Source organism: Acinetobacter lwoffii (assembly GCF_022967985.1).
GTDB lineage: Bacteria > Pseudomonadota > Gammaproteobacteria > Pseudomonadales > Moraxellaceae > Acinetobacter.
In genome coordinates this window covers 1-5855 of record NZ_JALJVC010000043.1, presented here as the reverse complement: position 1 = coordinate 5855, position 5855 = coordinate 1, and the positions used below count along the sequence as shown (strand labels likewise).

7 protein-coding genes are annotated in these 5855 nt (G+C 36.3%); 4 read left to right on the top strand and 3 right to left on the bottom strand.

The window, feature by feature from the left end:
* Together MWG72_RS15570 and MWG72_RS15265 are read left to right on the top strand one after the other, a co-directional pair.
* Window positions 1–210, top strand: a 210-nt coding sequence (locus MWG72_RS15570; RefSeq protein WP_276520303.1) for a hypothetical protein, incomplete at its 5' end; no start/stop codon positions are given.
* 24 nt (window positions 211–234) lie between these two features.
* Entirely contained in the window at window positions 235–699 is a 465-nt protein-coding gene (locus MWG72_RS15265; protein ID WP_247144417.1) for a P-loop nucleotide/nucleoside kinase family protein, read from the top strand.
* Between the two features lie 313 nt (window positions 700–1012).
* On the opposite strand, the gene MWG72_RS15260 is transcribed toward MWG72_RS15265, so the two are convergent.
* Window positions 1013–1567, bottom strand: coding sequence for a helix-turn-helix domain-containing protein (locus MWG72_RS15260; RefSeq protein WP_443516289.1), 555 nt, complete (start codon window positions 1565–1567; stop codon window positions 1013–1015).
* 83 nt (window positions 1568–1650) lie between these two features.
* On the opposite strand from MWG72_RS15260, the gene MWG72_RS15255 reads away from it, so the two are divergent.
* Window positions 1651–2529 carry a DMT family transporter gene (locus MWG72_RS15255; RefSeq protein WP_247144418.1) on the top strand — a complete coding sequence of 293 codons (879 nt, stop codon included), beginning with the start codon at window positions 1651–1653 and terminating at the stop codon, window positions 2527–2529.
* A gap of 308 nt (window positions 2530–2837) precedes the next feature.
* A complete protein-coding gene (locus MWG72_RS15250) occupies window positions 2838–3035 on the top strand; it encodes a hypothetical protein (protein ID WP_004282105.1) in 198 nt (65 codons plus the stop codon).
* A 66-nt stretch (window positions 3036–3101) separates the two neighbouring features.
* Here MWG72_RS15250 and MWG72_RS15245 read toward each other — a convergent pair whose 3' ends face one another.
* Both MWG72_RS15245 and MWG72_RS15240 read right to left on the bottom strand, forming a co-directional pair.
* A complete protein-coding gene (locus MWG72_RS15245) occupies window positions 3102–4979 on the bottom strand; it encodes a potassium transporter Kup (RefSeq protein ID WP_004282101.1) in 1878 nt (625 codons plus the stop codon).
* A gap of 385 nt (window positions 4980–5364) precedes the next feature.
* On the bottom strand, window positions 5365–5855 hold a 491-nt coding region (locus tag MWG72_RS15240; RefSeq protein WP_247144416.1), incomplete at its 5' end, for an IS6-like element IS1008 family transposase.

Here is a 5855-nt window from a genome sequence, read left to right as displayed (position 1 = left end):
GTGGTCGAGGCCGTGGCCGTAGTCGTGATGACGACGATGATGATGATCGCGGTAGCCGCTCTGGTGGTCGAGGAAGAGGAAGCAACCCTCCGCGTGACGAACAAGGACGGTTTACTTCTCGATAATCAAGAAATTTTTAAAAAGCGTAGATTAATTCTACGCTTTTTAATTTCTTATAAAACTTTTAGTGAAATAAATAAAACTAAATGAGGTAACGAATTTCAGGGAGTTGAAATGAAAAATAAAAGGATTTCTCCGGTTTTACATCTTATGTGTGGCCTTCCAGGCTCTGGGAAAACAACCTTAGCAAAGCAACTGTCAAAAGAATGTAATGCCGTACGCTTTTCTCCTGATGAATGGCTCTATAATCTTGGCCTAGATTTCTATGACGATGAGATAAGAATTCGAGTAGAAAAACTACAATGGCATTTTGCCCAGGAATTACTAAAATCTGGAAATAGTGTAATTCTTGAAAATGGTTTCTGGCTAAAAACTGAAAGAGATAGCTATCGATCTATAGCAAGTCAGTGGGGAGTGACTACTAAAATTCACTTTTTAGATATGAATCTGGACGAACTCAGAAATAGGATTATTGAAAGAGATAAGCTATGCATTCCAACAGTTCCTCTAGTCAATCTTGATAGCCTATCTAAGTGGGCTGCTCTCTTTGAACCTCCTGTTAAAGAAGAACTTTTATAGAATATTTGTTCAATCAAATAGGGGTAGAAAAATAGAAAATAAAAAAGCCTTATAGTCTCTCCCAAAACTATAAGGCTTATTAAGCGCTGTTGGTTTTTTCTTAATTACCTACTTTCCGATGTAAGTTAGCTGTTTTAGCCCTAATTCATACTTAGCACTTAGACGCTTTTTACCCGCTATCCTTAGCAGCTTATGAATGCGAATATTTTACCATTGGGTAAAAAAATAGATATAAGACAAAAGACGAATATGGAAGGAATTCAGTGTAAATACTTACTAATTTCGCATAACGCCCATTATGTTAAATGAGCTGCTAATGAATAACATTTCTCACAAATTTTACCTGTTCATCACTTTTATTATGATATGAGTACAAAGTAGAGCTGGAAAAAATAAACGAATCTTCAGGGCCTAGAATCTTAAATTGACCTTCAATTTCAAGTGTTAACTCTCCATGGATAATATAGAGCATTTCTTTCCAGCCTTCTGGATCAGGTTCAGCTATATAAGAATCGCCAGCTGCTAGTGACCATATCCACATTTCTGTCTGTGTACCGTTATCCACTGTACCCAGTAAATTTGCATAGCTTTCTGTATGATTGCCTTTCCAAGCTAAGATATTTGTACAAGAGTGTTGAATTTTTGAATCTAGCGGACTAACTAAAGTACTAAAACTAATATTTAGGGCATTTGCTATAGCATCTAATTTAGCCAAACTAATATTTATTTGATCTGCTTCTAAAGCAATTATTGTACGTCTGCTTACCCCTGAACGATCAGCAAGCTCTTGTTGAGTCAGTTCTATTTTCTCTCGAAAAAAACGAATATTTTTTCCTAAAAATTCAAGGACAGTATTCATTCTGAGTATTCATAAGTTTAATGTGCAATATATTGCACTATAAACAAGATGAATGCAATAATAGTGCAGTATATTTCACTTTATATTTTGTAATGTCCTTAATTCATTTCTTAAAAGAAAGATTACCTCCTGAGATCGTACTTGTATTTATAACTATGATTTGGGGAGGAACCTTTTTAGCTGTTCACTATGTCCTTAATTACACGACTCCTATTTTCTTTGTTGGTTGCCGATTTCTGGTTGCTGCTATGATTTTGCTTATTTTTACGTTTAAGTATCTAAAAAAGATAAGTAAAGATGATGTTATTGCGGGTATTTCGATAGGTGCCGTACTAGCACTTTCATACGGACTTCAAACTATAGGTTTAAAGACGATAACAAGTAGTGAGTCTGCATTTTTAACAGCACTATATATTCCTCTTGTACCAATATTAATCTGGATTTTTTATCAGAAGCTTCCAAATATCTTTATTTGGATTGGAATATTTTTTTCCTTTATTGGTTTGATACTGCTAACAGGGAATGATTTTAGGGGCGTTAACTTTAATTTAGGACAAATTTTTACTCTTTTGAGTGCGCTGGGAATAGCCCTTGAAATCATTTTGATCAGTAAGTTTGCAGGTAGAGTCGATTTAAAGAATGTCACTATCATCCAATTAGTAGTAGCGTCTATTTTCTGTTTTTTTATCATGCCTTTCGCAGGAGAAACGGAAATTCCTAATATTTCATGGCAACTCGTAGTAGTTACATTAAGTCTGGGATTTGCCAGCACACTCATTCAATTTGCTATGAATTGGGCACAACGTACTGTAGATCCTTCTAGGGCCGCTATTATCTATTCAGGTGAGCCTGTTTGGGCAGCAATATTCGGAAGGCTGGCAGGAGAGCGTTTACCCTTTTTAGCTCTTATTGGTGGGCTTTGTGTCATTTTAGGAATATTAATTAGTGAGATAAAAACTAAAAAGAAATAGTTTTATTATTGAGTTTCTCTAAAATTAACATAATACACGTTATATGAAGTTCTAAAAATGAGTTTATGAAACTGATTTTTATGTATTTTTTGAAATTTAAAGTCTAGACCAGTGTCTAGGCTTTAAATTTCGTATAACAACCATTATGTTAAATGGAACCTTCTTTAGTTGAATATTCATACTTTCAATGGAGCAAAACTTGCAGAATCTTGTCTAATTTGTAATCCTTGCAGCCAAGGGTGTCTAGCTGAGCTAAGGCAGGTATTTGTTGTAGTCGGGCCGCTATAATATTGATAAAGAGCGCCTGTATGTTTAATTTCAAGATTTTTAATAAAGTCTCTACGGAAGTGTTGACGATAAAAAATGACCTTCAGCTTAATTCTGAAATTCAACTTATAACAAAATATAAGACCTCTACTTCTGAAGATTATAAAAAAGCAATTATTTTGATCTTTAAAGAACGTGGTTATTCAGCTTTAGAGATTGGTCAACTATTGGAAAATTAAAGTAAAAGATTTATTCTGATCAGATAGGCACCCTTATTTAAAGGTGCCTATTCATTTTAGAAATTCTTAAATTTCAATCTGACTACCTAGCTCTACCACCCGGTTAGAAGGGATTTTATAAAAATCACTGACAGGGCTGGTATTTTTTTGCATTGCGACAAATAACTTTTCACGCCATGTAGACATCTTGCTGGACAGACTTGGAATTAATCTTTCTCTAGAAACAAAGAAGCTGATATTCATTAAGTCATACTCAAGATCCAGTACTGAAAAAGCTTGTTTCAATGAATGAGGCACATTAGGCTCTTCTTTAAATCCATAATGGATCGTTATTCTGAAAAAACCATTCTCTAGTACTTCAGTAACGATTCGCTTAGCTTCATCAACATACGGGATTTCAGAAGTCTTGATTGTCACCAAAAAATTACGTTCATGCAGAACTTTATTATGCTTTAGATTATGTAAAAGCGCATGGGGTACGACTTGAGGCGTTCCAGTTAAAAATACGGCATTTCCACTCACTTTCTGACCTGTCTGTTCAAGGTGCTCAAGAAACACATTCAGTGGAAGCGTGTCCTTCTGCAGTTTGTCCTGAAGAATCTCTCTGCCTTTTTTCCAGGTCATCATGAGGGTAAAAACAATAACTGCAATAACGACTGGTACCCAGCCTCCAATCAGGACTTTTAATAGGTTTGAACTCAGCAAAACCAGATCAATAAAGGCGAATGGAATAATGAACAGTAAGACTTTCCATGTTTTCCATTTCCAGTAACTATAAGCCAGAAAAGCTACTAACAGTGTGTCACAGAACATGGTCACAGTGACGGCCAGACCATAAGCACCTGCCAACTTGCTGCTACTTTCAAATATTAAGATCAAGATGGTGATAGAGATAAACAGGAGCCAGTTCAGTAATGGAATATAAATTTGTCCAATTTCCGAAGCGGAGGTATGTAAAACTGTAAGCCTAGGTAGATATCCCAACTGTATTGCCTGTTTAGCCATTGAGAATACCCCACTGATTAAAGCCTGTGAGGCAATCACTGCAGCTGCAGTAGCCAGAATAATCATAGGATATAGAAGGGCTGAAGGCAGAAGCAGGTAAAAAGGATTGGTGATAGCCGAAGGATCTCTTAACAGTAATGCTCCTTGTCCAGCATAATTCAGCATCAGACATGGCAGTACAATTAAAAACCAGCCTAACTTGATCGGTAAAATACCAAAATGTCCCATATCCGCATATAAGGCTTCACCACCTGTTACTGTTAAAACCACAGCTCCCATCACAAAAAATGAAATAAGAGGATTGTTAATAACGAATAAAAAAGCCCAGTGTGGGCTGAATAATGCAAGAACAAATGGACTTTGAATAATACTCATAATGCCAATGGCACCAATAGATAGGAACCATAACAGGGTAATAGGACCAAAAAACTTCCCCATCATTGCAGTCCCATGTTTTTGAACGGCAAAGAGAGCTATAAGAATTCCAATACTGATTGGAATAATGAAGCGATCAAATGACGGGGCAGCAACAGAAAGTCCCTCAACTGCAGATAAAACAGAAATAGCAGGGGTGATGATACCGTCACCGAAGAATAAGGATGCTCCAATGAAACCTAAGATAATGATTGCCAATCTTTTTCCACGGGACAATCCTTTTTGCCTAAGGTTTAAGGCGAGTAATGCCATGATACCCCCTTCACCATTGTTATCAGCTCTCATGATCACCAAAACATATTTAAGCGAAACAATTAAGGTAATGGTCCAAAAGATTAAAGAGAGAATTCCCAGGATATTAAGTTCATTAATAGGTAGCCCGCGTGTCGCATGAAAGCTTTCTTTTAATGCATATAATGGACTCGTTCCTATATCGCCGAATACTACTCCTAGTGCAGCCAGTGTTAATGCTGGTACTGCCGGCTTACTCACATTATTTTGCATATATTTGATTTACAAAATTGGGGAGCCTCGAATTTTATCATCTGGCTTCTCATGAAATTGCCTTGTACATAAAAACCCATACTTTCTTAGAGTGTTATAGTTTTTCTAGCTAAGCCTGCACTATATAGGTGCTATTTCACTTATAAGTAATCCAAAAATATATAATTCTTTAATAGATAATTTTAAGTTTTTTCTAAAATTAACATAATACACCTTATACGAAATGCGGTATAATTCTCTTGAAAATTCAAAGCTGTAGTTTCTTTTTTGCCCAACCTCCCCAAGGTGGGCTTTTTTTTATGATTTTTCACGTTCCACGCTTATTATTTAATCGGCACTGTTGCAAATAGAGATTTGAGTCGATGAAGTTCCTTTTTAAAAGTGCTTAGAGACCGAAAACCCTGTTGATTAGACACACTTCACCTTGAGGCTGACCATAATAAAATGACGATGCTTGTCCTTTACGTAGTGCACGCATGACTTCAATACCTTTAATTGTGGCATAAGCCGTCTTCATAGATTTGAATCCTAATGTGGCCCTGATGATTCTCTTTAACTTACCATGATCACATTCAATGACATTATTTTTATACTTAATCTGCCTGTGCTCAATATCTACTGGACATTTTCCTTCTCGCTTTAACCGTGATAAAGCATGGCCATAGGTCGCTGCTTTATCTGTATTGATGACCCGTGGAATTTGCCATTTTTTCACCGTATTGAAGATTTTTCCTAAAAAACAATAGGCTGATTTACTGTTCCGTCTAGCGGAAAGGTAAAAGTCAATCGTATGACCACGTTGATCAACTGCACGATACAGGTAAGTCCATCGCCCCTTCACTTTGATATAAGTCTCATCCATATGCCATGAATGTA